24 protein-coding genes and 1 pseudogene are annotated in these 25,605 nt (G+C 73.6%); 18 read left to right on the top strand and 7 right to left on the bottom strand.

Annotated features, from left to right (window positions below):
* Positions 1 to 18: 18 nt before the first annotated feature.
* The 3 genes from GA0070214_RS24330 to GA0070214_RS24320 form a co-directional block, all read right to left on the bottom strand.
* Entirely contained in the window at positions 19 to 1,077 is a 1,059-nt protein-coding gene (locus tag GA0070214_RS24330) for a hypothetical protein (RefSeq protein WP_091268528.1), read from the bottom strand.
* Positions 1,078 to 1,157: 80 nt separating this feature from the next.
* On the bottom strand, positions 1,158 to 2,159 hold the full coding sequence (locus GA0070214_RS24325) for a hypothetical protein (protein WP_091268521.1): 1,002 nt from the start codon (positions 2,157 to 2,159) through the stop codon (positions 1,158 to 1,160).
* The gene (locus GA0070214_RS24320; protein WP_091268518.1) at positions 2,156 to 2,359 is read right to left on the bottom strand and encodes a hypothetical protein; all 204 of its coding nucleotides are present in this window, start codon (positions 2,357 to 2,359) and stop codon (positions 2,156 to 2,158) included. The genes GA0070214_RS24325 and GA0070214_RS24320 overlap by 4 nt, the downstream gene beginning before the upstream one ends.
* A gap of 111 nt (positions 2,360 to 2,470) precedes the next feature.
* On the opposite strand from GA0070214_RS24320, the gene truB reads away from it, so the two are divergent.
* The 9 genes from truB to GA0070214_RS24280 all read left to right on the top strand — a co-directional run bounded on the left by truB (position 2,471) and on the right by GA0070214_RS24280 (position 11,430).
* Positions 2,471 to 3,355, top strand: a complete 885-nt coding sequence (gene truB / locus GA0070214_RS24315; protein ID WP_091269008.1) for a tRNA pseudouridine(55) synthase TruB — start codon at positions 2,471 to 2,473, stop codon at positions 3,353 to 3,355.
* Positions 3,356 to 3,383: 28 nt separating this feature from the next.
* Entirely contained in the window at positions 3,384 to 4,310 is a 927-nt protein-coding gene (locus GA0070214_RS24310) for a bifunctional riboflavin kinase/FAD synthetase (protein WP_091268516.1), read from the top strand.
* Positions 4,311 to 4,516: 206 nt separating this feature from the next.
* Complete coding sequence (rpsO, locus tag GA0070214_RS24305; RefSeq protein WP_043962418.1) at positions 4,517 to 4,786, top strand: 30S ribosomal protein S15; 270 nt, start codon at positions 4,517 to 4,519, stop codon at positions 4,784 to 4,786.
* Positions 4,787 to 5,006: 220 nt separating this feature from the next.
* On the top strand, positions 5,007 to 7,370 hold the full coding sequence (locus GA0070214_RS24300; protein WP_091268513.1) for a polyribonucleotide nucleotidyltransferase: 2,364 nt from the start codon (positions 5,007 to 5,009) through the stop codon (positions 7,368 to 7,370).
* Between the two features lie 144 nt (positions 7,371 to 7,514).
* Positions 7,515 to 8,909, top strand: coding sequence for a M16 family metallopeptidase (locus tag GA0070214_RS24295; RefSeq protein WP_377462493.1), 1,395 nt, complete (start codon positions 7,515 to 7,517; stop codon positions 8,907 to 8,909).
* 59 nt (positions 8,910 to 8,968) lie between these two features.
* Entirely contained in the window at positions 8,969 to 9,727 is a 759-nt protein-coding gene (gene dapB, locus GA0070214_RS24290; protein ID WP_091268508.1) for a 4-hydroxy-tetrahydrodipicolinate reductase, read from the top strand.
* A 139-nt stretch (positions 9,728 to 9,866) separates the two neighbouring features.
* The gene (locus tag GA0070214_RS24285; RefSeq protein WP_091268505.1) at positions 9,867 to 10,676 is read left to right on the top strand and encodes a helix-turn-helix domain-containing protein; all 810 of its coding nucleotides are present in this window, start codon (positions 9,867 to 9,869) and stop codon (positions 10,674 to 10,676) included.
* Positions 10,673 to 10,801 (top strand): hypothetical protein, encoded by a 129-nt coding sequence (locus GA0070214_RS32865; RefSeq protein ID WP_279615668.1) that lies wholly within the window; start codon positions 10,673 to 10,675, stop codon positions 10,799 to 10,801. Before GA0070214_RS24285 ends, GA0070214_RS32865 begins: the two co-directional genes overlap by 4 nt.
* Before the next feature lie 161 nt (positions 10,802 to 10,962).
* Positions 10,963 to 11,430: a GNAT family N-acetyltransferase gene (locus GA0070214_RS24280; RefSeq protein ID WP_091268503.1), complete on the top strand. Its 468-nt coding sequence runs from the start codon at positions 10,963 to 10,965 to the stop codon at positions 11,428 to 11,430.
* 85 nt (positions 11,431 to 11,515) lie between these two features.
* Here GA0070214_RS24280 and GA0070214_RS24275 read toward each other — a convergent pair whose 3' ends face one another.
* Complete coding sequence (locus tag GA0070214_RS24275; RefSeq protein WP_091268501.1) at positions 11,516 to 13,618, bottom strand: amylo-alpha-1,6-glucosidase; 2,103 nt, start codon at positions 13,616 to 13,618, stop codon at positions 11,516 to 11,518.
* Positions 13,619 to 13,776: 158 nt separating this feature from the next.
* Between GA0070214_RS24275 and GA0070214_RS24270 the strand changes: the two genes are divergently transcribed.
* From GA0070214_RS24270 to GA0070214_RS24255, 4 genes are all read left to right on the top strand, one after another.
* On the top strand, positions 13,777 to 14,754 hold the full coding sequence (locus GA0070214_RS24270; protein WP_244167834.1) for a LacI family DNA-binding transcriptional regulator: 978 nt from the start codon (positions 13,777 to 13,779) through the stop codon (positions 14,752 to 14,754).
* A gap of 25 nt (positions 14,755 to 14,779) precedes the next feature.
* Positions 14,780 to 16,027 carry a sugar ABC transporter substrate-binding protein gene (locus GA0070214_RS24265; protein ID WP_091268497.1) on the top strand — a complete coding sequence of 416 codons (1,248 nt, stop codon included), beginning with the start codon at positions 14,780 to 14,782 and terminating at the stop codon, positions 16,025 to 16,027.
* A 67-nt stretch (positions 16,028 to 16,094) separates the two neighbouring features.
* A complete protein-coding gene (locus GA0070214_RS24260; protein ID WP_091268494.1) occupies positions 16,095 to 17,210 on the top strand; it encodes a carbohydrate ABC transporter permease in 1,116 nt (371 codons plus the stop codon).
* Position 17,211: 1 nt separating this feature from the next.
* Entirely contained in the window at positions 17,212 to 18,099 is an 888-nt protein-coding gene (locus GA0070214_RS24255) for a carbohydrate ABC transporter permease (protein WP_091268492.1), read from the top strand.
* A 45-nt stretch (positions 18,100 to 18,144) separates the two neighbouring features.
* Here the strand turns inward: GA0070214_RS24255 and GA0070214_RS24250 are convergent, their stop codons facing one another.
* Together GA0070214_RS24250 and GA0070214_RS24245 are read right to left on the bottom strand one after the other, a co-directional pair.
* The gene (locus GA0070214_RS24250) at positions 18,145 to 18,525 is read right to left on the bottom strand and encodes a VOC family protein (protein ID WP_091268491.1); all 381 of its coding nucleotides are present in this window, start codon (positions 18,523 to 18,525) and stop codon (positions 18,145 to 18,147) included.
* Between the two features lie 97 nt (positions 18,526 to 18,622).
* Positions 18,623 to 19,201, bottom strand: a complete 579-nt coding sequence (locus GA0070214_RS24245) for a GNAT family N-acetyltransferase (protein ID WP_091268489.1) — start codon at positions 19,199 to 19,201, stop codon at positions 18,623 to 18,625.
* A gap of 35 nt (positions 19,202 to 19,236) precedes the next feature.
* On the opposite strand from GA0070214_RS24245, the gene GA0070214_RS24240 reads away from it, so the two are divergent.
* Positions 19,237 to 20,547 (top strand): glycosyltransferase family 87 protein, encoded by a 1,311-nt coding sequence (locus tag GA0070214_RS24240; RefSeq protein ID WP_091268488.1) that lies wholly within the window; start codon positions 19,237 to 19,239, stop codon positions 20,545 to 20,547.
* Here GA0070214_RS24240 and GA0070214_RS24235 read toward each other — a convergent pair.
* Positions 20,446 to 20,997, bottom strand: coding sequence for a GNAT family N-acetyltransferase (locus tag GA0070214_RS24235; RefSeq protein ID WP_091268486.1), 552 nt, complete (start codon positions 20,995 to 20,997; stop codon positions 20,446 to 20,448). The genes GA0070214_RS24240 and GA0070214_RS24235 overlap by 102 nt on opposite strands.
* Positions 20,998 to 21,126: 129 nt before the next feature.
* Here GA0070214_RS24235 and GA0070214_RS24230 point away from each other — a divergent pair, with 129 nt between their 5' ends.
* From GA0070214_RS24230 to dapA, 4 genes and pseudogenes are all read left to right on the top strand, one after another.
* On the top strand, positions 21,127 to 22,356 hold the full coding sequence (locus GA0070214_RS24230) for a winged helix-turn-helix domain-containing protein (RefSeq protein ID WP_091268484.1): 1,230 nt from the start codon (positions 21,127 to 21,129) through the stop codon (positions 22,354 to 22,356).
* Between the two features lie 370 nt (positions 22,357 to 22,726).
* Positions 22,727 to 23,215 (top strand): annotated as a pseudogene (locus tag GA0070214_RS24220) (DUF2752 domain-containing protein); the annotation flags it as partial.
* A gap of 635 nt (positions 23,216 to 23,850) precedes the next feature.
* Positions 23,851 to 24,588, top strand: a complete 738-nt coding sequence (gene thyX / locus GA0070214_RS24215) for an FAD-dependent thymidylate synthase (protein WP_091269003.1) — start codon at positions 23,851 to 23,853, stop codon at positions 24,586 to 24,588.
* A 52-nt stretch (positions 24,589 to 24,640) separates the two neighbouring features.
* A complete protein-coding gene (gene dapA, locus GA0070214_RS24210; protein ID WP_091268482.1) occupies positions 24,641 to 25,567 on the top strand; it encodes a 4-hydroxy-tetrahydrodipicolinate synthase in 927 nt (308 codons plus the stop codon).
* Positions 25,568 to 25,605 lie beyond the last annotated feature (38 nt).

The raw sequence follows: 25,605 nt of genomic DNA, 5'->3' as shown, positions 1-25,605 counted from the left end.
CCGCCCGCTGACCCCGGCTCAGCAGGTGTCCGGGAGGTCCAGCGTCGCGGCGGGGTCGAAGACCGCCTCCGGGTCCGGGCCGTCCGGGCCGCCGAAGCCGCGGGTGCCCAGGGCGAGCAGGCCCTTGTCGAAGGCCGCGCAGTCGACGTTGGCGGCGTACGAGTTCGCGTCCTCGATCCACAGCCCGTTCGAGCCGCGTTCGACGTCGTCGGGGTGCGGCATGCTCCAGACCACCGTGTCGTGCACGACGACCAGCGCGTCGCCCGGCTCGGTGCTGCTGGTCCGGAAGGCGTACGACCAGACGAAGTTGGTGGTCACGGCCAGGATCCGGACGCCGTCGGCGTCCTTGGTGGCCCGGTAGCTGACCAGACCCTTCACCCTCGGCTGGTCGGCGGTGAGCCGGGCGCCGGGCGCCAGCCGGGTGGCGTACGCGGCGAACGTGTCGGACGCGAAGCTCTTGCGCATGCCGGCGCGGGCGTCCCGGGCGAACTGCCGGATCAGCGGCTCCGCGTCGTCGGCGGTCATGAACCGGCGGTCCAGCCGCGCGGTCACGAGGACCGTCCGGACCTTCGCCAGCGCGGCCGCCACCTGCTTCTCGGTGAACGGGCCGGTCCGCTTCGCGGCCGGCAGGGTGATCCCCGCCGGCCCCTGCGGGAACCCGGCGGCCGGGGTGCCGTCGAAGGGGCCGGACGCCCGTGGCGGTGCGGCGGACGTGGCGGCCGGCGCGGCGGACGGTGCCGTCGGCGCGGCGGACGTGGCGGCCGGCGGGCCGAACGTCGGGTACACGACGGGCCGCCCGTCCGCGGACGGCATCGACACCAGGACGGCCCCGCCGACCACCCCGACGAAGGCGAGCAGCAGCAGCGCCGTCGCGCCGGTCAACAGCGAGCCGGAGTGCCGGCTCAGCCAGCCCCGCAGCCCGCCGGCGGCGGGCTGCGGCTGGCGCGGCCAGTCCGGCGCGCCCGGCGGTCCGGGCGGCTGGCGCGGCCACTGCGGCGCGGCCGGCGGACCGGGCCGGTGGCCGGGCGTGGGCGCGGAGTGGCGTGGTGGTGCGGAGTCCGGCCGGTCGTCGGTCATCGCGGCCCCCGGTCAGGAGTGGGCGAGATGTCAGTGAGTGTCCCACCTTGTCGGTCGCCGCGGTAGTCCCCGGCCGGGCCTCAGCAGGTGTCCGGGATGTCGAGGGTGCGATCGGGGTCGAAGACGGCGTCCGGGTCCGGGTCGGCCGGCCCACCGAAGCTGGGGGCGCCCACGTCGAGCAGACCCTTGTCGTACGCGGCGCAGTCGATGTTGGAGCCGTACGAGTCGGCCTTCTCGATCCAGAGCCCGTTGGAGCCGCTCCGCACGTCGCCGGGGTGCGGCACGCTCCAGACCACCGTGTCGTGCACCACGACCACCCCGTCGCCGGGCAGCCCGCCCGTGGTCCGGAACGCGTACGCCCAGACGAAGTTGGTGGTGACCTCCAGGAGGCGGATGCCGTGGGTGTCCTTCGTGGCCCGGTAGCTGATCCGGCCCTTCACCCGCGGCTCGTCCGCGGTGATCCGGGCTCCGGGGGCCAGTCGGGTGGCATAGGTGGCGAAGGTGTCCGAGGAGAAGTCCTTGCGCAGGTCGGCCCGCGCGTCCGGGGCGAACTGCCGCAGCAGCCGGTCCGGGTTCTTCGAGGTGATGAACGACCGGTCCAGCCGGCCGGTCACCAGCGCCTTACGGACCTTGGCCAGCGCGGCGGCCACCTGCTTCTCCGTGAACGGCCCGGTCCGCTTCGCGGCGGGCAGGGTGATCCCCGCCGCCCCCTCCGGGAAGTCGGCGGCCGGCGTGCCGTCGAACGCGCCGGCCGCCGGGGGCGGCGACGCCGCCGAGACGGCCTGTTCGCCGACCGGCTGACTGATCGTCGGGTACGCGGCCGGCGGGTCCGCCCACCGCTGGACGGCCCGGTAGCCGCCCGTCGCGATCAGCCCGAAGAAGGCGACCAGCAGCAGGGCGGCGGCGCCGCCGAGCAGCTTGCCCGAGTGGGCGCCCAGCCGGATGCGCAGCCGGTCGGCGCGGTCCGGCTCGGCCACCGTGGGCGGCTGGCGGAGCCAGTCGGGGACCGTCCCCAGCCCGTCGGCGGGCGGGTACGGCTGGTCGGGACGGCGGGGTTCGAGGGTCGGTCGGTGATCGGTCATCTCAGTGTCCAGGTGTTCGTGGGGCGGGGGTTGAGCCAGAGGCCGCGGGCGTGCCGGCCGAACCAGATACGCAGCCGGGCGCCCGGGCCGACGCGGATCTCCCGCTCCAGCTGGCGTACCCAGTCGGGGATCTCCTCCGGGCCGCTCCGGGAGGGTCGGTCGAGCCGTGGTGGCTCCGGGGTGGGGTCGTCGCTGCTCATCGTGCGTCCCGGGCAGGAGGGGTGCGAGGGGCGCATGATCTTGACACCCGGCGCGATCAGGACGGTATCCCCCGCAGGGCCGATCACCGCCGTCTGGCAGGCTTGGCGGTCGTGAGCGCAGACGGTCTGATCGTGGTCGACAAGCCCGGCGGCATGACGTCGCACGACGTGGTGGCCCGCATCCGGCGGCTGGCCCGGACCCGGCGGGTGGGGCACGGCGGCACGCTGGACCCGATGGCCACCGGTGTGCTGGTGATCGGCGTGGGCCGCGCCACCCGGCTGCTCACCTACGTGATCGGCGCCGGCAAGAGCTACACCGCGACGATCCGGCTCGGCCAGGCGACGGTCACCGACGACGCCGAGGGCGACGTGATCGCCAGCACCCCGGCCGGCACGGTCACCGACGAGGCGGTGCGCGCCGCGCTCGCCGCGCTCACCGGCGAGGTCGACCAGGTGCCCAGCGCGGTCAGCGCCATCAAGATCAACGGACAGCGGGCGTACAAGCGGGTGCGCGAGGGGGAGAGCGTCGAGCTGCCGGCCCGGCGGGTGACCATCTCCCGGCTGGACGTGCTGGCGGTCCGCCGTGACACCCCGGACGTGGTGGACGTGGACGTCGACGTCACCTGCTCGTCGGGGACGTACATCCGGGCCATCGCGCGGGACGCGGGCCTGGCGCTCGGGGTCGGCGGCCACCTCACCGCGCTGCGCCGCACCGCTGTCGGCGGGTTCACCCTGGCCGAGGCGGCCACCCTCGACGCGCTGGAGCAGCGCGCGCCCGACGTGGTGAACCTGCCGCTGGACGCGGCCGCCGGCCGGTTCTTCCCGCGCCGGGACGCCACGCCCGAGGAGGCGAAGACGCTCTCCCACGGCGGGCCCCTGGACCCGGCCGGCATCGCCGGGCCGTACGCGGTCTTCGGCCCGGACGGCGGGTTGATCGCTATCGTCAGCGAGCGGGACGGGCGGGCCCGCGCGGAGATCGTGCTGGCCCCCGCCTGACGGCGTGGGCGGACAGGGGAGGAGCGGCATGCAGCGGTGGCGGGGGTACGAGGCGGCGCCCGGCGGCTGGGGGCGGTCGGTGGTCACCATCGGCGTCTTCGACGGCGTGCACAAGGGCCACCAGGCCACCATCGGCCACGCCGTGGCGCGCGCCCGCGAGCTGGGCGTCAAGTCGGTGGTGGTGACGTTCGACCCGCACCCGGCCGAGGTGGTGCGCCCCGGCTCGCACCCGGCCGTGCTCACCGAGCCGGCCCGCAAGGCGGAGCTGATCGAGGCGCTCGGCGCCGACGTGCTCTGCGTCGTGCCGTTCACCCCGGAGTTCTCCCGGCTGCCGGCCGAGGCGTTCGTGCACGACATCCTCGTCGAGCACCTGCACGCCGCGCTGGTGGTGGTCGGCGACAACTTCCGGTTCGGGCACCGGGCGGCCGGCGACGTGGCGCTGCTGGAGCGGCTGGGCCGCACCTTCGGCTTCGGCGTGGAGGGCGGCCCGCTGGTGTCCGAGGCCGGCACGGTCTTCTCCTCCACGTACATCCGCTCCTGCGTCGACGCGGGGGACGTGGCCGCGGCGGCCGCCGCGCTGGGCCGCCCGCACCGGGTCGAGGGGGTGGTGGTCCGCGGTGACCAGCGCGGGCGGGAGCTGGGCTACCCGACCGCCAATCTGCTGACCCACCGCTACGCGGCGGTCCCCGCCGACGGGGTGTACGCGGCCCGGCTGGTGCGCCGGGGCGGGGAGCCCCTGGCGGCGGCGGTCTCCATCGGCACCAACCCGACCTTCTCCGGCCGGGAGCGCCGGGTCGAGGCGTACGCGCTGGACTTCACCGGCGACCTGTACGGCGAGCGGCTGGCCCTGGACTTCGTGGCGCACCTGCGGGAACAACGGACGTACGACGCGATCGAGCCGCTGGTGGCACAGATCGCCGAGGACGTGGAGCGGACCCGCCGGGCGGTCGGCTGAGCGTGCCGGAGCCGGCCGGCGGGCCGCGTCGCGGCCCTTCACCGGGCGGTTCCCCACCGGGCTGGTAGTCTGGCAGGGACGTCGGCTGACCGACGTGGGGCCTCGCGTGCCTGCACGACGCCGCGGGTGCGAGGAACCGGTCCGTTCCCCGGTCACTCCGACCGATCCGACGGACCTCATCGAACGTTCCACGAAACAGGGAGAATATGGCGCTCGACCAGGAAGCCAAGGCCAAGATCCGTGCGGAGTACGCGACCGCCGAGGGCGACACCGGTTCGCCGGAGGTGCAGGTCGCGGTCCTCACCAAGCGGATCGCCGAGCTCACCGAGCACCTGAAGGTGCACAAGCACGACCACCACAGCCGCCGCGGGCTGCTGCTGCTGGTCGGCCGTCGCCGTCGGCTGCTCAACTACGTCCAGAAGAAGGACATCAACCGCTACCGGTCGCTCATCGAGCGGCTCGGCCTGCGCCGATGACGTGACGGGGGAGTGGCCACTCGGCCGCTCCCCCGTTCCGGTACCACCAGAAGAACCCGGCCGCGCGACAACCCGAGAGGGAGCCGGTCAGCACCGGTCTCCGGTAGTGGCCCCCGGAATCCCGGCATCATGCCGGCCACCCGGGCGCTTCGATCGAAGACCGGCCGCCTGAGCAGTTCCCCGTGTCGTGGGCCGACGACGCGAAGGAGCACCACAGAACATGACCGAGACCAACCTCGGCACCGAATCCCGCACCGCGGTGATCGACAACGGGTCCTTCGGCACCCGTGAGATCACCTTCTCCACCGGCCGGCTCGCCCGTCAGGCCGCCGGCTCCGTCATCGCCCAGCTCGGCGAGACGGTCGTCCTCTCCGCCACCACCGCCGGCAAGCAGCCCCGGGAGCAGTTCGACTTCTTCCCGCTGACCGTCGACGTCGAGGAGCGGATGTACGCCGCGGGCCGCATCCCCGGCTCGTTCTTCCGCCGCGAGGGCCGGCCCAGCGAGGACGCCATCCTCACCTGCCGGCTGATCGACCGGCCGCTGCGGCCGTCGTTCGTCAAGGGCCTGCGCAACGAGGTCCAGGTCGTCGAGACCGTGCTGGCGCTCGACCCGCAGCACCCGTACGACGTGGTGGCCATCAACGCCGCCTCGATGTCGACCAAGCTCTCCGGCCTGCCGTTCTCCGGCCCCATCGGGGCCACCCGGATGGCACACGTCGACGGCCAGTGGGTCGCCTTCCCGACCTACGAGGAGCTGGAGCGGGCCACCTTCGACATGGTGGTGGCCGGCCGCGCCCTGCCGGACGGCGACGTCGCGATCATGATGGTCGAGGCCGAGGCCACCGAGCACACCGTCAAGCTGGTCGCCGGCGGTGCCCCGGCGCCGACCGAGGAGGTCGTGGCCAGCGGCCTGGAGGCCGCCAAGCCGGCCATCCGCGAGCTGTGCCGCGCGCAGAGCGAGCTGGCCGACGTGGCCGCCAAGCCGGTCGCCGAGTTCCCGGTCTTCCTGGACTACCAGGACGACGCGTACGACGCCGTGGCCGGGCTGGCCCGCGCCGACGTCGCCGAGGCCCTCAAGATCGCCGGCAAGGCCGACCGCGAGGAGGCCCTGGACCGGGTCAAGGCCCGGGTCGCCGAGGAGCTCGGCCCGCGCTTCGAGGGCCGGGAGAAGGAGCTCTCCGCGGCGTTCCGCTCGCTGACCAAGTCCGAGGTCCGCAACCGCGTGCTGCGCGAGCAGGTCCGCATCGACGGCCGCGGCCCGCGCGACATCCGTCCGCTGAGCGCCGAGGTCGGCGTGCTGCCGCGGGTGCACGGCTCGGCGCTGTTCGAGCGCGGCGAGACCCAGATCCTGGGCGTCACCACGCTGAACATGCTGCGCATGGAGCAGTCGCTGGACACCCTCTCCCCGGAGAAGTCCAAGCGCTACATGCACAACTACAACTTCCCGCCGTACTCGACCGGTGAGACCGGCCGGGTCGGCTCGCCGAAGCGGCGCGAGATCGGCCACGGCGCGCTGGCCGAGCGGGCGCTGATCCCGGTGCTGCCCTCGCGCGAGGAGTTCCCGTACGCCATCCGGCAGGTCTCCGAGGCGCTCGGCTCCAACGGCTCCACCTCGATGGGTTCGGTCTGCGCCTCGACGCTCGGCCTGCTCTCGGCCGGTGTGCCGCTGAAGGCGCCGGTGGCCGGCATCGCCATGGGCCTCATCTCCGACGAGGTCGACGGCAAGACCCAGTACGTGACGCTGACCGACATCCTGGGCGCCGAGGACGCGTTCGGCGACATGGACTTCAAGGTCGCCGGCACCCGGGAGTTCGTCACCGCGCTCCAGCTCGACACCAAGCTCGACGGCATCCCGTCGGACGTGCTGGCCGCCGCGCTCCAGCAGGCGCACGAGGCCCGGCACACCATCCTCGACGTGATGCAGCGGGCCATCGAGGCCCCGGCCGAGATGTCGGACTACGCGCCTCGGGTCACCACCGTGAAGATCCCGGTCGACAAGATCGGCATGGTGATCGGCCCGAAGGGTCAGACCATCAACGCCATCCAGGACGAGACCGGCGCCGAGATCTCGATCGAGGACGACGGCACCATCTACGTCGGCGCGACCAACGGCCCGTCGGCCCAGGCCGCTGTCGAGCGGATCAACGCGATCGCCAACCCGACGCTGCCGAAGGTCGGCGACCGGTTCCTCGGCACTGTGGTGAAGACCGCCGCGTTCGGCGCCTTCATCTCGCTGCTCCCGGGCCGCGACGGCCTGCTGCACATCTCCAAGGTGGGCGACGGCAAGCGGGTCGAGAAGGTCGAGGACTTCCTCAACGTCGGCGACAAGGTCGAGGTCGAGATCGCCGACATCGACCAGCGCGGCAAGATCTACCTGGACAAGGTCCGCCCGGAGGGCGCCGAGGCGCCGGCCGCCGGTGAGGCCGCCGGTGGCGAGCGTCCGGCCGGCCGGGACCGCGGTGGCGACCGTGGCCCGCGCGACCGCGGCGACCGTGAGCGCGGCGGCGAGCGCGGCGGCCGGGGTCCGGAGGGCGGCGAGGGCGGCGGCGAGTCCCGCCCGCGGCGCCGCACCCGGCACAGCTGATCCACCACCGGCCGGGTGACACCCACGGGTGTCACCCGGCCGGTGACTGCTCCACCGACGGCTCCAGGTCGCTGCGCCGAGCTGGAGCCGTCGTTCGTTCCCACCGCACCACCCACCCCTCGTCGAACTGAGAGCAGGTTCCTCGTGAGTCGGACCCGTCGTTCGTCCTTCCCGGCGGCTCGACGGGGGGTGCCGTCGCCCGGGCTCGCGCGCGCCGCGGGCGGGACGGCCCGGGCGGTCACCCGCACGCTCAGCGACGACCCGCTGGGCGGCACCGTCCGCCGTACCGTGCTCCCCAGCGGCCTGCGCGTGCTCACCGAGGCGATCCCGGCGATGCGCAGCGTCTCGTTCGGCATCTGGGTGGCGGTCGGGTCCCGCGACGAGACCGGGCCGCAGGCCGGCGCCGCGCACTTCCTGGAGCACCTGCTCTTCAAGGGCACCAACAAGCGCAGCGCCCTGGAGATCTCCTCCGAGATCGAGGCCGTGGGCGGCGAGACCAACGCCTTCACCACGAAGGAATACACCTGCTACTACGCCCGGGTGCTCGACGAGGACCTGCCGCTGGCCATCGACGTCATGTGCGACCTGGTCGCCGACTCGGTGCTGGCCGCCGCCGACGTGGAGACCGAGCGCGGGGTCATCCTCGAAGAGATCGCCATGCACGACGACGAGCCCGGCGACGAGGTGCACGACCTCTTCGCCCGCGCCGTCTACGGCGACCACCCCCTCGGCCGGCTGATCTCCGGCACCGAGGAGACGGTCACCCCGATGACCCGGCGGCAGATCCAGAGCTTCTACCGCCGCCGCTACACGGCGCCGCAGATCGTCATCGCCGCGGCCGGCAACCTCGACCACGCCGCCGTGGTCAAGCTGGTCCGGCAGGCGCTGCGCGGCACCCCCCTGGACACCGACGCGGCCGCGCCGGCCGCGCACCGGCCGGCCACCCCGGCGGTACGCACGAAGCCGGCCGCCACCCTGGTCGAGCCGAAGGAGACCGAGCAGGCGCACGTCATCCTCGGCTGCCCCGGCATCGACCGCACCGACGAGCGGCGCTTCGCCCTCGGCGTGCTCAACAACGTGCTCGGCGGCGGCATGTCCAGCCGGCTGTTCCAGGAGATCCGCGAGCAGCGCGGCCTGGCCTACTCGGTCTACTCCTACGCCAGCCAGTACGCCGACAGCGGCCTGTTCGCCGTCTACGCCGGCTGCGCGCCCGGCAAGGTGGACGAGGTGCTGGACCTGACCCGCGCCGAGCTGCAGCGGGTGGCCGCCACCGGGATCACCGAGGCCGAGCTGGCCCGGGGCAAGGGGATGAGCAAGGGCTCCTTCGTCCTCGGCCTGGAGGACACCGGCTCCCGGATGAGCCGGCTGGCCAAGGGCGAGCTGCTCTACGGCAACCTCATGCCGGTGGACGAGCTGCTGGCCCGGGTCGACGCGGTGACCCTGGACGACGTCAACGGCCTCGCCGCCGACCTGCTCGCCCGGCCGATGTCCCTGGCCGTGGTCGGTCCGTTCGACGAGTCCGCCTTCGCCGCCCGCTGACCGTCCCGCTTACCGGTCCGTCGGGGTGGCCGCGTCCCGATTGGGATAGGTTGTGCCCCGTGACTGACGAGCAGGAGAAGACCCGGGTCCGGGTCGGTGTGCTGGGCGCCCGCGGCCGGATGGGCATGGAGGTCTGCAGGGCCGTCGACGCGGCCGGCGACCTCGACCTGGTGGGCACCGTCGACCAGGGCGACGACCGGTCCGCCGCCGCCGGCGCCGACGTGGTCGTCGACTTCACCACCCCCGACGTCGTCATGGACAACCTGCACTGGTGCGTCGACCAGGGCATCCACGCGGTGGTCGGCACCACCGGCTTCACCGAGCAGCGCCTCGAGCAGGTGCGGGGCTGGCTGGCCGGCAACCCCGGCGTGGGCGTGGTGATCGCCCCCAACTTCGGCATCGGCGCGGTGCTCATGATGCAGTTCGCCGCCCGCGCCGCCCGGCACTTCGAGTCGGTCGAGATCATCGAGCAGCACCACCCGCGCAAGCTGGACGCCCCCAGCGGCACGGCCACCCACACGGCCCGGCTCATCGCGCAGGCCCGCGCCGAGGCCGGGCTCGGCCCCACCCCGGACGCCACGAAGGACGAGGTGGCCGGCGCCCGCGGCGCCGACATCGACGGGGTACGCGTCCACGCCGTCCGCGCCACCGGCCTGGTCGCCCACCAGGAGGTGCTGTTCGGCACCACCGGCGAGACGCTGACCATCCGGCACGACTCGTACGACCGGGCCTCGTTCATGCCCGGCGTGCTGCTGGCGGTGCGCGAGGTCCGCCGCCGGCCGGGGCTCACCGTGGGCCTGGACGCCCTGCTCGACTGACTCCTCGCCGCGCGGCCGTACCTGACTGGGACTGGCGGCGGTCGACGGCGCTGGCGATCGGCGGCGCTGAGGCCGGCCGTGCCGCGGGTGCGCAACGGCGATCAAGCGGCGCGGCGCCCGCCGGGTGCAGGCTGTCCACATGACCCGGACCGACGGACTCACCGGCCTTCTCGACTGGCTCCAGCTCGCCCTGGACGACCCCGAGACCGCACCGGCGAAGCTGGCCGCCCGGGCCCACCTGTCCCGGTTCCACTTCGACCGGCTGGTCGCCGCGGCCACCGGGGAACCGCCGGGCGCGCTGCGCCGCCGGCTGCTCCTGGAGCGTGCCGCGCACCGGCTCACCACCAGCGACCGGACCGTCCTCGACGTCGCCGTCGAGGCCGGGTACGGCTCGCACGAGGCGTTCACCCGCGCCTTCCAACGGTCCTACGGCGTCGCCCCGACCGCGCTGCGACGGCGCCCGCCGCTGACCTTCCGCGAGCTGGAGCTGCCCTGCCCCAGCGGCGTCCACTTCCAACCGCCCGGTGGCCTGCGGCTGCCGGCGGCACGTCAGGAGACCCCCATGAACGTTCTCCAGCACCTGGTCGACCACCACGTCCAGACCCTCACCGCGATCATCGAGCGCGCCGCCACCCTCGACGACGAGGTGCTCGACCGGCCCGTCACCGTGTCCGTGGAGACCATCGACGAGCAGCCGACCCTCCGCTCGCTGATCAACGCCATGGTCACCCAGGAGGAGCACTGGCTCTCGGCGCTGCGCGGCGGCGAGTGGCCCGACGAGAGCGACCGCTCGGTGGCCGGGCTGGCGGCCCGGCACGCGGTCGCCGGCCGCGACTGGCGGGCCTTCTGGCCCGGACGCTCGCCGCCGGCACCCTGGCGGACACCTTCGTCGACACCACCTGCACGCCGCCGACGACGCACAGCCTGGGCGGCACCATCGGCCACGTGATCACGTTCGCGGCCGTGCGCCGCACCCTGGCCATCGGCGCCCTGCACACCGCCGGCATCACCGACCTCGGCGCCGGCGACCCGCGCCCGTACCTGGACGCGGCCGCGACCGCCCCGGCCGGCTGACAGCCAGTTGATCCACTCCAGCTCGCCGAGGTGGCGGTGTCCGAGACCCGCCGATGCCGCCATTTCGGCGAGCCGGAGTCGATCAGACAGGTGTGCGACTCCGGCTCCGGCTCCGGCGAAAGCGATGGCCGGGTGTGCGGCCCGGCCCTAGGCTGACCGCCATGATCGATTCCGGGCAGCGTGACCGCGCCGGCCGCCGGGTGACCCTACGGCCGGTGGACGACGACAACTGGCGGGCGGTGGCCGACGTCGCGCCCCGCGACGACCAGCGCACCTTCGTGCCGGCGCTGGCGGCCCGCTACCTGGTGCTGACCATGCGCTCGGACGTCTGGACCTCGCTCGCCGTCTTCGCGGACGAGACGGTGGTCGGGCACGTCATGTGGGGCGTGGACGACGACGCCTCCCGCTGGATCGGCGGCATGGTGATCGACGCCGCCGAACAGGACCGCGGCATCGGCCGCGCCGCGGTGAAGACCCTCACCGACTGGCTGGCCAAGGCAGGACAGCCCATCCGCCTGAGCTACCACCCCGACAACACCCCCGCGGCAACCCTCTACACCTCCCTGGGCTTCCACCCCACAGGCGCGATGGAGGACGACGAACTGATCGCCGAGTTCACCCCTGCCTGACCCGGCCCTCTCCCGTTGATCATGAAGTTGGCGGCAGTCGAGGAGATCGACTTCGCCGCCAACTTCATGATCGACCGCCAGACGGTCAGGCGGGGGAGTTGGTGGGGGTTGCGGTGGTGCGCTGGGTGGGGATCTTCAGGGACGTGGGGAGGTTGGTCACGCTGGCCCGGCCGGTGTGGTCGACCGTGACCTTGACTTCCGTGCCGGCGATTCGCAGGCCCTCGGCGGTCAGGGCGCCCAGTTCCGGGCCGGCCAGGGGGCGGAGGTCGACGCGGCCGGCGGGCACGTCGGGGTAGACGCCGAGGCCGGCCTGGAGGAGCAGCACACCTGCCGCCGCCGACCAGGCCTGCGGGTGGCACGCCGCCGGGTACGGCGCCGGCCGGCCGAGCAGTGCCCGGTCGTCCCCGCCGTACAGCTCGGGGAGGCGGTAGTCGAACGCCTCGGCGGCCGCCAGCAGCCCGTCGGCGAGCCGGAGCGCCGCCGCGCGGTGCCCGGCCCGGGCCAGCCCACCGAGCACGATGGCCGTGTCGTGCGCCCAGATCGACCCGCAGTGGTAGGACAGCGGGCTGAATCCGGCGTCGTCGGTGGACATGGTGCGCAGCCCGAAGCCGCCCGCCAGGGCCTCGGTCGAGAGCAGTGCGGCGACCTGGGCCGACTCGGCGTCCGACAGCAGCCCGGTGCCGAGCAGGTGACCGATGTTGCTGGTCAGCGAGTCCACCGGGCGCTTGTCCCGGTCGAGGGCCAGGGCGGGCTGTGGGCCGTGCGGGCCGTCGACCCAGAACGCGCCGCGGAAGCGGGCGGCGAGCCGGTCGGCGTAGGAGCGCCAGCGGTCGGCGCCGGGGCGGCCGAAGGCGTCGAGCAGGTCGGCCCCGTTCACCGCGGCCTGGTACGCGTACCCCTGCACCTCGGCCAGCACGATGGGCGACTGCGCGAGGCGGCCGTCCCGGAAGCGCACCGCGTCGCCGGAGTCCTTCCAGCCCTGGTTGGCCAGGCCGTGGCCGGTGGTGTCGACGTATTCGACGAAGCCGTCGCCGTCGGCGTCGGCGTGCTCGCCGAGCCAGCCGAGCGCCGCCTCCAGGTGGGGGAGCAGCGGCTCGACCTGGTCGGGGGCGAGCCCCCAGCGCCAGGCGTCGTGCAGCAGCCCGACCCAGAGCATGGTGGCGTCGACCGTGCCGTAGTAGGCGGGCGGCAGCCGCAGCCCGTTGCCGGCCAGGGCGAACTCGTGCCGGCGCAACTCGTGCAGGATCTTGCCGGGCGCCTCGCCGGTGGCCGGGTCGAGCCGGGTGCCCTGCCGGCGGGCGAGCACGCGCAGCGTGCCGGCGGCCAGGTCGGTGCCGAGCGGCAGCATCATCCGGGCGGCCCAGAGGCTGTCCCGGCCGAAGAGGGTGAGGAACCAGGGCACACCGGCGCCGAGGAAGACGTCCTCCGGGTGCGCCGGCTCGGCCAGCCGCAGCCCGCGTAGGTCGGCCAGGGAGCGGTCGAGGAGCCGGACGAGGCGGCGGTCGTCGGCGCGTACCGCCGGTTCGGACCACCCGGGGCCGGGTGGGGCGGCGGTCACCGCGGCCTTCGGGTCGGTGACGGCCAGGCGCCAGCGCAGCGTCGCGGACTCGCCGGGAGCGAGCGTGACCGGCCAGCTCAGCCGGGGTGCCGTGGCCCGGTCGCCGGTGGCGTCCACGGTGGCCGCCTCGCCGGTCACGGTCACGGTGAGGCCCTCGGCGCTCCACTGGACCCGGCCCGGCTCGCCGGCCTTCGCCTCCAGCGGCGCGCCGCTCCCGCCGGACTTGACCAGCTCGATGGGGGCGAGGTCGCAGCCGAGGTCGACGCTGACGGTGGTGCGGACCGGGTCGGTGGCGGTGGACGAGACCACGAGTTCCTCGGTGACGCCGTGCGGGCCTGCCTGCCGGGTGCGCTCGACCCGGACGGTCGGGTCGGGGGTGGGGTCGCCGAGCCAGCGGGCCAGGGCGACGAAGCGGGCGCCGTGCGGCCCGGCCGGCCCGCGGGTCAGCGCCTCCGGCTCCCGGTCGTCGAGGCGTAGCTCGGCGCGGGAGAGTACCCGGGCGTCGGCGTGGAAGACGCCCTGGACGCCGTGCGGCCGGATCTGTCCCGCCGCGTCGCCCAGCGCGCTGGTGGGGGCGTGCACCACGCCGACCAGGTCGTGCAGCAGCGGTTGCAGGTGGCGTTCGGACAAGGGGAACTCCCGGTGCTGATCGATGGGCCGGCGCCGTCTTGACAGATGGCTCCGGCCGGTGCAAAGTGCCAAACATTCCAGAAACTTTGAACGATCTAATCGTGCCCCATCGGAGTTGGATCGTTCAAGGCGGCGAGAGGGTTTTAGTGGCTGAAAAGGTGACCATCGCGACGGTGGCCCGGCACGCTCAGGTAAGCCGGCAGACGGTCTCCAACGTGCTCAACGCGCCGCACATCGTCCGCGAGGAGACGCGGCGGCGGGTGCAGGAGGCGATCAGCGCGCTCGGCTACCGGGCCAACCAGGCCGCCCGGCAGATGCGGACCGGCCGCTCCCGCCTCATCGCCGTGCGCATCGAGCCCACCCGGGACGGGATCAACGGCTCGGTGCTCGACCGGTTCCTGCACGGCCTCACCGAGACCGCGGACGCCGCCGGTTACCGGGTCATGCTCTACACGGCCCGCGACGACGACCAGGAGATCGCGACCTACGACGACCTGCTCGGCGCGTACGACCTGGACGCGTTCGTGCTCACCGGCACCAAGCACGGCGACCCGCGCACCGCGTGGCTGGCCGAGCGCGAGGTGCCCTTCGTGACCTTCGGCCGGCCCTGGGACGCCCTCGACGGGCACCCGTGGGTCGACGTGGACGGTGCCGCCGGCACGGCCCAGGTCACCCGGCACCTGCTCGACGGCGGCCACGACCGGATCGCCTTCCTCGGCTGGCCCACCGGCTCCGGCGTCGGCGACGACCGGTGCGCCGGCTGGCGTACCACGATGACGGCGGCCGGCCATGACGTCGCCGGCCTGCGCCGGGAGAGCGAGGACGGCATCGCCGAGGGCGAGCGCGCGTTGCGCGACCTGCTCGCCCACGACGCGCCCCCGACCGCGGTGGTCTGCGCCAGCGACTCGCTCGCCCTCGGCGCGCTCCAGGCCGCGCGCGACGCCGCTGCGCCGGTCGCCGTCGTCGGCTTCGACGACACCCCGGTGGCCGCCGCGGTCGGGCTGAGCAGCGTCAGCCAGCCGCTCGCCGCGGCCGCCGCCCGCTGCGTCGACCTGCTCACCACCCTGCTCGACGGCCAGCCCACCGACCAGCAAGTGCTGCTCACTCCCACGCTGGTGCTCCGGCACACGGCGTGATCACATCCCCCGTCAGGAGAGTCAGATGACACCTCGCACCCTCACCCGGGCGGCGGTGGCCGGCGTCGCCGCCGTCGCCCTGTTCGGCTCCGCCGCGTGCGGCAGCGGCTTCGACGACTCGGCGAAGGACACCAAGCAGTCCAGCGGCCCGGCCAGCCTGCAGATCCTGATCGGCTCCTCCGGCGAGGCCGAGACCAAGGCCGTGCAGGACGCCGCCGCCAAGTGGGCCTCGTCCAGCGGCAACACCGCGACGGTCACCCCCGCCCAGGACCTCACCCAGCAGCTCGGCCAGGCCCTCGCCGGCGGCACCCCGCCGGACGTCTTCTACGTCGACGCGACCCGGTTCGCCGACTACGCCAGCGTCGGCGCGCTGGAGCCGTACGGCGACAAGATCAGCAACAAGGACGACTTCTACGAGAGCCTGCGCACCACGTTCACCTACGACGGCAAGCTCTACTGCGCGCCGAAGGACTTCTCCACCCTGGCCCTGGAGATCAACACCGACCTGTGGGCGAAGGCCGGCCTGACCGACGCCGACGTGCCGACCACCTGGGACCAGCTCACCGCCGTCAGCCAGAAGATCAAGGCGAAGAAGATGGTGGCGCTCGCCCTCGGCGACACCCGCGACCGGATCGGCGCCTTCATGGTGCAGAACGGCGGCTGGCTCATGAGCTCCGACGGCAAGCAGCCCACCGCCGACACCCCGGAGAACCTCCAGGCCCTCCAGTACGTGAAGTCCCTGCTCACCAACGGCTACGCGAAGTTCCCGAAGCAGCTCGACGCCGGCTGGTCCGGTGAGGCGTTCGGCAAGGGCAAGGCCGTCATGACCATCGAGGGCAACTGGATCAAGGGTGCCCTGCAGAACGACTTCCCGAACGTGAAGTACAAGGTCGTGCCGCTGCCGGCGGGCCCGAAGGGCCAGGGCACCCTCTCGTTCACCCAGTGCTGGGGCATCGCCGCCAAGTCGAAGTTCAAGGACCAGGCGATCAAGTTCGTCGAGGCGATGACCGCGGGCGACCAGCAGGTGACCTTCGCCAAGGCGTTCGGCGTTATGCCGTCGCGGCAGTCCGTCCGCGACCAGTACTCCACCGCCTTCCCGGCGGACAAGCCGTTCATCGACGGCGTCGCGTACGCCCAGGGCCCGGTGAACGCCCCGAAGATGGACAGCGTCCTGCGCGACCTGGAGGCCGGCCTGCAGGGGCTCGCCACCGGTGACCCGAAGACGGTCCTGGCCAACTTCGACAAGAACGCCAAGTCGGCGCTCGGCGGCTGAGCGGTCGCGGAGGGGTCCGCACCGGGCCCCTCCGCGCCGGCTCCCACGGAAAGGAGGGAGGGACGAGATGGCAACCGAAGCGCTGCGCGCCCCGGCGACCACGCCGGTGAAGCCGCCACGCCGTCGCGGCGGCGTCCGCGGCAACGAGAACATCGCCGGCTGGCTCTTCGTCGCGCCGGTGATCGTGATCCTCGGGCTCTTCCTGCTGCTGCCGATCCTCATGGCGCTGTGGGTGAGCCTCACCGACTGGAACGGCCAGGGCAGCCCGTTCACCGGCGACGTGCCGTTCGTGGGCGGCGACAACTACACCCGGCTGTTCACCGAGGACGGGCTCGACCGCCGGGACTTCATGACCAGCATCCGCAACAACATGTACTACGTGGGCATCGTCGTGCCCGTGCAGACCGCGCTCGCCCTCGGCCTCGCCCTCGTGGTCAACAACCGGATGCTCAAGGGGAAGGGCTTTTTCCGCAGCGCCTTCTACTTCCCCTCGGTCACCAGTTCCGTGGCGATCAGCGTGGTGTTCCTGTTCCTGTTCGCCAACTCCGGCGCGGTCAACAAGCTGCTCGCCCTCCTCGGCATCAACGGGCCGGAGTGGTTCGCCGACTCCCGCGGCGTGCTGCACCTGCTGCTCGGTGCGGTCGGCGTGGACAACCCACCCGGCGCGCTCACCTCCGGCGGCCCGCTCGGGCTGACCTGGTGGGACTGGCTCTCCGGACCGAGCGTGGCCATGGTGTCGATCATCTGCCTGGTCATCTGGACCACCTCGGGCACGTTCATGCTCATGTTCCTGGCCGCCCTGCAGAACGTCCCGGTGGCGCTGGACGAGGCGAGCACCCTCGACGGGGCGTCCCGCTGGCAGCGCTTCCGCCACGTCACCCTTCCGCTGATCAAGCCGACCACCTTCCTGGTGCTCACCCTCGGCCTGATCGGCTCGTGGCAGGTCTTCGACCAGGTGTACGTCATGAGCCAGGGCGACCCGGCCAAGACCACGCTCACCCCGGCGTACCTGTCCTACCGGACCGCCTTCCGGGACTTCGACTACGGCTCCGGCGCGGCTATCTCGTTCGTGCTGTTCCTGATCATCATCCTGCTCACCCTGCTCCAACGCCGGGTGATGGCCGACCGGGACGAGCCCCGGCGGGCCCGGTGGTGGCGGCGACGCGTACCGGAGAGGTCCTGACATGGCCGTGCTCACCGACCGGCCGGCGACGCCCGTCGCGCGCCGCGCCGACCGCGGGCCGCGTGCCCGGGTCAACCGCATCCTCGGGTACGCGGTCCTGATCGCCTTCGGGCTGATCTTCCTCTACCCGTTCGTCATCCAGCTCGGCAACTCGTTCAAGACCGAGCCGGACGCGGCGGCGAACCCCCTGTCGCCGCTGCCCGACTCGCTGACCCTCGCCGGCTTCGAGCGGATCTTCGCGGGCACCAACTTCCCGCTCTGGCTCGGCAACTCGCTGCTGGTCACCGTGCTGGTCACCCTGGGCCGGGTCTTCTTCGACTCGCTCGCCGGCTACGCGCTGGCGCGGCTGCGCTTCCGCGGCCGGGCCGGCCTGTTCGCCGCGGTCATCGCGGTGATGGCGGTGCCCGGCGTGGTGCTGCTCATCCCGAAGTTCCTGGTGCTCAAGCAGCTCGGCCTCTACGACAGCTACGCGGGCCTCGTGGTGCCCCTGCTCGCCGACGCGGCCGGCGTCTTCATCATGAAGCAGTTCTTCGAGTCGGTGCCGGTCAGCGTCGAGGAGGCGGCCCGGATCGACGGGGCGGGCGTGTTCCGGACCTTCTGGTCGGTGGTGCTGCCGATGGCCCGGCCGGCGCTGATCACGCTGACCATCCTGTCGTTCCAGGGCTCCTGGAACGAGTTCCCGCACAGCCTGGTCTCGGTGCAGGACCCGGACCTGTTCACCCTGCCCCGCGGGCTGGCCGACCTGGTCAGCGGCTCGCTCGGCAAGGGCACCCAGTATCCGCTCAAGCTGGGCGCCGCGCTGCTCGCCACCATCCCGGTGGCGGTGCTCTTCGTGATCTTCCAGCGCTACTTCGTGCGCGGCGCGAACGAGGGCGCCGACAAGGGCTGACCGGCGGCCGGCGGTCCCGCCCCGTGCCGGGACCGCCGGCCCCGCTCAGCTCTCCTGGAGCACCGAGAAAACGTTGCCGGCCGGGTCGGTGAACCAGGCGATCGACGGGCCGTTGCCCCGCATGACCCCCTTGTCGTCCTGCGGCATGCCCTCGTAGCGCTCGAACCGCACCCCGCGCGAGACCAGCTCGTCCACGGCCCGGTCGATGTCCGGCACGGGGAAGTTGAGCACCGTGTAGGTCGCCGGCCGGTGATCGGGCTTCGGATAGACCAGCACCGGCCGGTCCCCGGCCAGGTGCAGGGTCAGCATGCCGCCCATCGCGTCGTCCCGGGACACCCGCAACCCCAGGACGTCGGTGTAGAACCGCTCCGCGCGGTCCGGGTCGTCCACGAAGAACCCGCTGAACGCCCTCGTGTCTTCGAACATCACCCCTCCTCGATCCGCCGGTGGGTTGCCTCCGTCGTGCCTACCAGGGGTGGGCGGCGCGCGGGAGCACCTTCACCGGCGGGTCACCGGCGGGTTGTCAGGAGGCGGCCGGCTCGGTGGGGACGCCGACGTGCAGGCGGACCTGGGGGACGAGCATGTCGTCCACGTCGAGCGCGCGGCCCGCGCCGTCGGGCTCCCAGCCGGTCGAGGTGAGGAACTTCCGGGTCGCCGTGTCGGCGTCGAACGCCCAGGCGACCGCGCGGGTGAAGCCGTCGGACCGCCAGTGGTCGACCATGGCGGCGAGCAGCCGGCTGCCGTGGCCGCGCCGGCCCCAGCGCGGCTCGACCAGCAGGTCCGTCACGGCCGCCACGCCCTCGGCCAGCGCGTCGGCCGGCTCGCCCGGCGCGAGCGCCTCGGCATCGGCCGGACCGGAGGCGGCGAACCCCACCAGATACGATTGCTCGGCCTGTTCGACGGCGACCAGCACCCGGTGCGCGCCCGAGGGCGGCTCCTGCACCGCGGCGCTCCACCGCCGGGCGAGGTACGCCTCGTCGAGGTTGTCGAGCACGTGCCGGGGCAGGATCCGGCGGTACGCGGCCCGCCAGGTGGCGAGCTGGAGGCGTGCGATCTCGCCGGCGTCCTCCGGACGCGCGGCGCGGACGAACCCGAGAGCCATGGCACGAGAGCCTACGCAGGGCGAGGAGGGCGACGGTGGCGCAGGGTGCCAGGCGGACGATCGCACAGGTCGTCGCCGTGGTGGCGCTCGCCGTGGCGGTGACCGCCTTCCTCTCGGTGGCGGCCGTGCGGCACGGCTTCTTCGACCTCAAGGTCTACTACGGCGCGCTGACCTTCTGGGTGCACGACGGCGGCGAGATCTACGACTTCCTCAAGGGCGGCACCCAGTACGGCTTCACCTACCCGCCGTTCGCGGCGCTGGTCATGCTGCCCATGGCGTACCTGCCGTGGCCGGCGGCGATCACCGTGAGCGTGGCCGCCACCGTGGTGGTCAGCGCCGTGGTGATCTGGTGGCTGCTCGACCCGGTGGCCCGCCGCGCCGGCTGGACCCGGTGGTTCGTCCTGGCGGTGGCGCTCTGCCTGGCCGCCGCCTACGAGCCGATGCGCGAGACGGTCAACTTCGGCCAGGTCAACATGTTGCTGCTGTTCCTCGTGGCGGTGGACCTGCTCCGGCTGCTGCCGGCGCGCAGCCGCTGGGCCGGGGTGGGCATCGGGCTGGCCACCGCGATCAAGCTGACCCCGGGCATCTTCATCGTCTACCTGCTGGTGACCGGCCGCTGGCGGGCCGCGTTCACCGCCATGGGCGCGGCGGCTGCGGCGACCCTGGTGGCCGCCGCGCTCTTCCCGGACGCCTCCCGGGAGTTCTGGACCGAGGCGCTGTGGAACACCGACCGGGTGGGCGAGCTGGCCTTCGTCTCCAACCAGTCGCTGCGCGGGGTGGTGGCCCGGCTCGATCCGGAACACCCGAGCACGGTGGCCTGGCTCGCGCTGGTCCTGGCCACCCTGGTCGTCTGGGGCTGGCGTTCCCGGGCCGCGGTGGCCGCCGGGGACGAGGCCACCGGCCTGGCGCTGACCGGCGCCACCATGTGCCTGGTCAGCCCGGTGACCTGGGTGCACCACCTGGTCTGGCTGCTGCCCGGGCTCATCCTGCTGGTCGACAACGGCATGGCGGCGCCCGCCCGCAGCCGCCGGCGCCGCCTGCTGCTGGCCGCCGCGCTCATCGGGTACGCCTTCCTCATCAGCCGGATCGTCTGGGCCTGGGAGAAGGACTTCACCGGCGTCGACGGGTTCCTGGGCAGCAACACCTACGTGTGGATCAGCCTCGCGCTGCTGCTCGCCCTGCCGGTCCGCCGCTGGGCCACGCCGACCGGCGGTGGCGCCGCCGAGCGGGGCGGGCCGGCCGGGTCAGCCGTCGAGCCGGGCGGTGTAGCGCAGCTCGCGGAGCCGGACCGGGTCCCGCCCGCCGTGCAGCGGGACCGCGTAGGTGGACTCCTCCCCGTCCGGTGACAGCCCGGCCCGCTCGTAGAAGCGGCGGCCCCGGGCGTTGTCGGCGAGCACCCAGAGCCGGTACTCGGCCACACCCCGCTCGGTGAGACCGGCCCGGGCCGCCGCGAGCAGCGCCTGACCGGTCCCGCTGCCCCACCGTGCCGGATCGAGGTAGATCGCCAGGATCTCCCCGTACGCCGGGTCGAGGTCGCCGCGGTCCTGGTTGTTCCGGTACGGCCCGAAGGTGGTGAACCCCTCGATCCTGCCGTCGGTCTCGGCGACCAGCGTGGTGAAGGGGTGCTCCGGGTCGGCCGTGCCCAGGTCCCGGCGGCGCTGCGCCCAGGCGGCCGGGTTCAGCCGGTCCAGCACCTCGGCCGGCATGATCCCGGCGTACCCCGCCTGCCAGCCGCGGATGTGCACCCGGGCGATCGCCTCGGCGTCGTCCGGTTCCTCCCGGCGGATGGTGGCCACCCGTCCGTTCTATGCCGCGCCGGGCTATCGGTCCAGCCGCCGCACTGCGACAACTCCAGCTCGGCGCGTCTAACGCCGCGCCGCGACCTGGAGTCGCCGTGTCAGACGGGTGGAATAGGGTCCCGGACGATGGCCGTACCGGAATCTCTCTCCCTCGCCCAGGCCCGCCGGATCGCCCTGGCCGCCCAGGGCTTCGCCGACCCGGCGCCCGGCGGCGTGCCCACCCGCCGGCACCTGCGCCGGGTGCTCGACCGGGTCGGGCTCATCCAGATGGACTCGGTCAACGTCCTGCAACGCGCGCACTACCTGCCGCTCTACAGCCGGCTCGGGCCCTACCCGACGACCCTGCTCGACACGGCGGCCTACCGGCGCCCCCGCGAGCTGTTCGAATACTGGGCGCACGAGGCGTCGCTCGTCCCGGTGGGGCTGCACCCGGCGCTGCGCTGGCGGATGGCCAAGGCCCACGACGAGGCCTGGGGCGGGATGCGCCGGATCGCCCAGGAGCAGCCCGAGCTGGTCGCCTGGGTGCGTGACGAGGTGGCCGCCCGGGGCCCGCTCACCGCCGCCGAGATCGAGCACGACGCGCCCCGGGAGACCGGAAACTGGGGCTGGAACTGGTCCACGGTCAAGCGCGCGCTGGAGTTCCTGTTCTGGGCCGGCGAGGTGACCGCGGCCGACCGCACCACCTCGTTCGCCCGCCGCTACGACCTGCCCGGGCGGGTGCTGCCGGCTGCCGTGCTGGACGCGCCCACGCCGAGCACCGCCGACGCCCACCGCACGCTGGTGGCCATCGCCGCCCGGTCGCTGGGCGTGGCCGCCGAGCCGGAGCTGCGCGACTACTTCCGGCTGCCGGTGGCCGGCGCCCGGCAGGCGATCGCCGAGCTGGTCGAGGCCGGCGAGCTGACCCCGGTCACCGTGGCGGGCTGGCGCCAGCCGGCCTACCTGCACGCCCAGGCCCGGCTGCCCCGCTGGGTGCGCGGCAACACCCTGGTCAGCCCGTTCGACCCGCTGGTCTGGGAACGGGCCCGCACCGAGCGGCTCTTCGACTTCACCTACCGGATCGAGATCTACGTGCCCGCGCCGCAGCGGGTCTACGGCTACTACGTGCTGCCCTTCCTCCAGGGCGAGCGGTTCACCGCCCGGGTCGACCTCAAGGCCGACCGGAAGGCCGGGGTGCTGCTGGTGCCGGCCGCGTGGGCGGAGCCGGGCGCCGACCCGGGGGAGACCGCGGTGGCGCTCGCCGCCGAGCTCTACCGCCTCGCCGGCTGGCTCGGCCTGGACGCGGTCGCCCCGCCCGCCGGCGGTGACCTGGCCGCCCCGCTGGCCGCCGCCCTGGTGGGCGTGGCAGGTGTACGGTGAGCGCGTGACGAGCGTTGACCGGCCGGCCGCCGCACCCGACCCGCACCCGGCGGCCCCGCCCACCGGTCCCACCGGACCGGCCCCGGCCGGACCGCCCGCCACCGTCACCGGACCGCCCGCAGAGCCGCACGTTGTGCACGCCGGCGGGCCGCACCTTCACCACGGGCCGCACGTCGCGCACGCGGCCGGGCCGCACGTCGAGCACGCGGCCGGGCCGCACGTCGAGCACGCGGCCGGGCCGCACGTCGAGCACGCGGCCGGGCCGCACGTCGAGCACGCGGCCGGGCCGCACGTCGAGCACGCGGCCGGGCCGCACGTCGAGCACGCGGCCGGGCCGCACGTCGAGCACGCGGCCGGGCCGCACGGCGGGCCGGGAGCCTGGCCTGACGGGGTGGCCTACCCGGCGGTCGAGCCGGACCGGTTCACCCGCCTGGTGCTGCGGATGCACGCTCGCGCCCCGCGCTGGGCGGTGCCCCTCGCGGCGCTCGGCTGCGTCGGCCTGGGCATGGCCTACGCCCTGCTCAGCGACCCCACCCACAGCGATCCGGACGCGCGACCGACCTGCCTGCTCAAGCTCACCACCGGGCTGGACTGCCCGGGCTGCGGCGGCACCCGCGCCCTCTGGTACGTGCTGCACGCCGACCTGCCCGCCGCCGCCCGGCACCACTTCCTCTTCGTCTTCTCGCTGCCGTTCCTGGCCTGGCTCTTCGTGAGCTGGGCGGGGAACCGGGCGTTCGGCTGGCGGTTGCCCGAGCTGCGGATCAGCCCCAAGGTGATCGGCGGCTTCCTGGCCCTGTGGCTTGCCTTCTCGGTGGCGCGCAACCTGCCCTGGGCCCCGTTCACCTCGCTCTACGTCTGACCAGCCACGCAGCTCCAGTCGTCCCGGCTCCCGACCACCGTTTCCCGGCGCTCCTGACCGCCGAGGCCGACTCCCCGCCGTCCCGGGTTGCCGTGCCGGCCGCTCAGGAGGCGCTGCGCCGGATCGATGCCCTGCGCCGCGTGCCTTTCGAGCTGAGTCGTTGGTGATGTCACGGCGGGCTCGCGCGCACCCGCTCCGCGCTGACCCGTCGCCCGTTCTCCGCCTCAATAACGGCCTCAGCGAGCAGTCCGCCGCTGGATCTTGGAGGGTTTCCGTTCGGCCCGAACGGCAACTCTCCAAGATCTCGCCGTGGCCCGCTCGCCGTGGCCCGCTCGCCGTGGCCCGCTCGCCGCGGTGCGCGACGGCCGCTCGGGCCTCGTCGCGCACCTCGATCGCCTCGGGCTGTGATGTCGCCACCGACTCAGCTCGACAGCCCGCCGCGGCTAACCCCGGCCCCCGACCGCACCGGCCACGACCTCCGCCGCCACCACCGCACGGCCGTCGAGATCTTGGACACGTACTGTTGGCAGCGAACGGGAAGTGTCCAAGATTCGCAGCTGGTGCCCCGCTTCACCTCCGCGCGCCCAAGTTTCGCCGGAGGCCCAGGGGCCACTACAGTCGCAGGAATGCCGGAGATGGTGCAGCCCCAGGTCAAGTTGATCGCGTGGACCCAGTTCCAGGCCCCGGACGACGTGCCGTGGTCGACCGACGCGGAGGGTGGGCAGGCGCTCGCCGAGTTCGCCGGCCGGGCCTGCTACCAGAGCTGGAAGAAGCCGAACCCGGCCACCGCCACCAACGCCGGCTACCTGGCGCACATCCTGGACGTGGGCCACCTCTCCGTGCTGGAGCACGGCTCGGTGAGCTTCTACTTCAGCGGGGTGTCCCGGTCCTTCACCCACGAGCTGATCCGGCACCGGCACTTCTCCTACTCGCAGCTCTCCCAGCGCTACGTCCCGGAGCGGGACGCGGCCATGGTCGAGCCCGCGGTGATCGCCGAGGACCCGGAGCTGCACAAGAAGTTCGTCGAGGCGAGCGAGGCGGCGGTCCGGGCGTACACCGAGCTGTTGGAGGGCCTGGAGGCCCGGTTCACCGACGAGCCCAACCCGACGCTGCGCCGCAAGCAGGCCCGGCAGGCGGCCCGCGCGGTGCTGCCCAACGCCACCGAGACCCGGATCGTGGTGACCGGCAACTACCGGGCCTGGCGGCACTTCATCAAGATGCGCGCCACCGAGCACGCCGACGTCGAGATCCGTGAGCTGGCCGTGGAGTGCCTGCGGCAGCTGCAGGGCGTCGCGCCGAACGTCTTCGCCGACTTCGTGATCTCCACGCTGCCCGACGGCACCGAGGTGGCGGCGTCTCCGCACGCCGAGTGAGTCGTCGCCCTTCGCCGCCGGGGGTCCGGTGGTCGTCCGCTAGGTTGTGAACATGACGCACGACCTCCCTGCCGCCGCGAACCGGGGCGCGTCGCGCCCGTTCGGGCGACTGATCACGGCCATGGTGACCCCGTTCACCGCCGACGGGTCGCTCGACCTCGACGGCGCCGCACGGCTCGCCAGCCACCTCGTCGACGAGCAGGGCAACGACGCGCTGGTGCTCAACGGCACCACCGGCGAGTCGCCGACCACCACCGACGCGGAGAAGGAGGCCCTGATCCGCACCGTCGCCGAGGCGGTCGGCGACCGGGCCCGGATCGTCGCCGGGGTGGGCACCAACGACACCCGGCACACGGTCGAGCTGGCCGCCCAGGCGGAGAAGGCCGGCGCGCACGGCCTGCTGGTGGTGACCCCGTACTACAACAAGCCGCCGCAGGCCGGGCTGCTGCGCCACTTCACCGCGGTCGCCGACGCCAGCGGGCTGCCGATCATGGTGTACGACATCCCGCACCGCACCGGCACCGCGATCGCCACCGACACCCTGGTCAAGCTGGCCGAGCACGGCCGAATCGTGGCGGTCAAGGACGCCAAGGGCGACCTCACCGCCACCTCCTGGGTGCTGGCCCGCAGCGACCTGGCCTTCTACAGCGGCGAGGACGCCCTGACCCTGCCCGCCCTGGCGGTCGGCTCGGTCGGTGTGGTCGGCACCTCCACGCACTTCACGGGCGCACAGACCAAGCAGCTGATCGAGGCGTACGAGGCGGGCGACACCGCCACGGCGCTCAGCCTGCACCGGCGGCTGCTGCCCCTGTTCACCGGCATCTTCCGGACCCAGGGCGTGATCCTGGTGAAGGCGGGCCTGGCGGCCAAGGGCCTGCCGGCCGGGCCGGTGCGCCTGCCGCTGGTGAACGCCACCGGCGACGAACTGGCCCAGCTGCGCGCCGACTGCGCGGCGGCGGGCCTGCCCCTACCCGAATGATCGAACGACACGACGGACGCCGCACGACGGCGTCGCAG

The sequence above is a fragment of the Micromonospora chaiyaphumensis genome (genome assembly GCF_900091435.1).
GTDB classification, from domain to species: Bacteria; Actinomycetota; Actinomycetes; order Mycobacteriales; family Micromonosporaceae; genus Micromonospora; species Micromonospora chaiyaphumensis.
This window is presented reverse-complemented; position numbering and strand designations above follow the sequence as displayed.

What these genes read in the sequence shown, in the direction of transcription:
- GA0070214_RS24330 (WP_091268528.1), bottom strand. Translation starts at nt 1,077, where the DNA reads ATGACCGACGACCGGCCGGACTCCGCACCACCACGCCACTCCGCGCCC.
- GA0070214_RS24325 (WP_091268521.1), bottom strand. Translation starts at nt 2,159, where the DNA reads ATGACCGATCACCGACCGACCCTCGAACCCCGCCGTCCCGACCAGCCG.
- GA0070214_RS24320 (WP_091268518.1), bottom strand. Translation starts at nt 2,359, where the DNA reads ATGAGCAGCGACGACCCCACCCCGGAGCCACCACGGCTCGACCGACCC.
- GA0070214_RS24310 (WP_091268516.1), top strand. Translation starts at nt 3,384, where the DNA reads ATGCAGCGGTGGCGGGGGTACGAGGCGGCGCCCGGCGGCTGGGGGCGG.
- rpsO (WP_043962418.1), top strand. Translation starts at nt 4,517, where the DNA reads ATGGCGCTCGACCAGGAAGCCAAGGCCAAGATCCGTGCGGAGTACGCG.
- GA0070214_RS24300 (WP_091268513.1), top strand. Translation starts at nt 5,007, where the DNA reads ATGACCGAGACCAACCTCGGCACCGAATCCCGCACCGCGGTGATCGAC.
- GA0070214_RS24285 (WP_091268505.1), top strand. Translation starts at nt 9,867, where the DNA reads ATGACCCGGACCGACGGACTCACCGGCCTTCTCGACTGGCTCCAGCTC.
- GA0070214_RS24280 (WP_091268503.1), top strand. Translation starts at nt 10,963, where the DNA reads ATGATCGATTCCGGGCAGCGTGACCGCGCCGGCCGCCGGGTGACCCTA.
- GA0070214_RS24265 (WP_091268497.1), top strand. Translation starts at nt 14,780, where the DNA reads ATGACACCTCGCACCCTCACCCGGGCGGCGGTGGCCGGCGTCGCCGCC.
- GA0070214_RS24260 (WP_091268494.1), top strand. Translation starts at nt 16,095, where the DNA reads ATGGCAACCGAAGCGCTGCGCGCCCCGGCGACCACGCCGGTGAAGCCG.
- GA0070214_RS24255 (WP_091268492.1), top strand. Translation starts at nt 17,212, where the DNA reads ATGGCCGTGCTCACCGACCGGCCGGCGACGCCCGTCGCGCGCCGCGCC.
- GA0070214_RS24250 (WP_091268491.1), bottom strand. Translation starts at nt 18,525, where the DNA reads ATGTTCGAAGACACGAGGGCGTTCAGCGGGTTCTTCGTGGACGACCCG.
- GA0070214_RS24245 (WP_091268489.1), bottom strand. Translation starts at nt 19,201, where the DNA reads ATGGCTCTCGGGTTCGTCCGCGCCGCGCGTCCGGAGGACGCCGGCGAG.
- GA0070214_RS24230 (WP_091268484.1), top strand. Translation starts at nt 21,127, where the DNA reads ATGGCCGTACCGGAATCTCTCTCCCTCGCCCAGGCCCGCCGGATCGCC.
- thyX (WP_091269003.1), top strand. Translation starts at nt 23,851, where the DNA reads ATGGTGCAGCCCCAGGTCAAGTTGATCGCGTGGACCCAGTTCCAGGCC.
- dapA (WP_091268482.1), top strand. Translation starts at nt 24,641, where the DNA reads ATGACGCACGACCTCCCTGCCGCCGCGAACCGGGGCGCGTCGCGCCCG.